The 258-nt window shown below is 56.6% G+C and carries 1 protein-coding gene; it reads left to right on the top strand.

Features of this window, described 5'->3' with window-relative positions; translation table 11 throughout:
- A partial coding sequence (locus QN347_RS20280; RefSeq protein ID WP_323494472.1) for a hypothetical protein occupies positions 1–258 on the top strand: 258 nt, incomplete at both ends.

The raw sequence follows: 258 nt of genomic DNA, 5'->3' as shown, positions 1-258 counted from the left end.
ATTTATCTCTGAACTGAGCCACGAGATCGTGAAACCTGCGCGTTACAATGCCGTCGAATTCACACTGCCAATTGCTGTGTCGGCCGATGGGCCGCTTGACGTGCCTGAAAATGTAAGGGATGACGGCGCGATCCGTGGTGACGTGTTTGTTCCTTGGCGTGCGCAGTACTCGATGCCGGCCTTACGTGGTTACAGCGCGCCGAGTCTCAAGGGGCAGTTGGGGACATTGTGGCTGACTGAAATGCGGCGCGCTGTAAC

This window comes from Sphingomonas sp. 10B4, assembly GCF_035019905.1.
Lineage (GTDB): Bacteria > Pseudomonadota > Alphaproteobacteria > Sphingomonadales > Sphingomonadaceae > Sphingomonas > Sphingomonas glacialis.
This window is presented reverse-complemented; position numbering and strand designations above follow the sequence as displayed.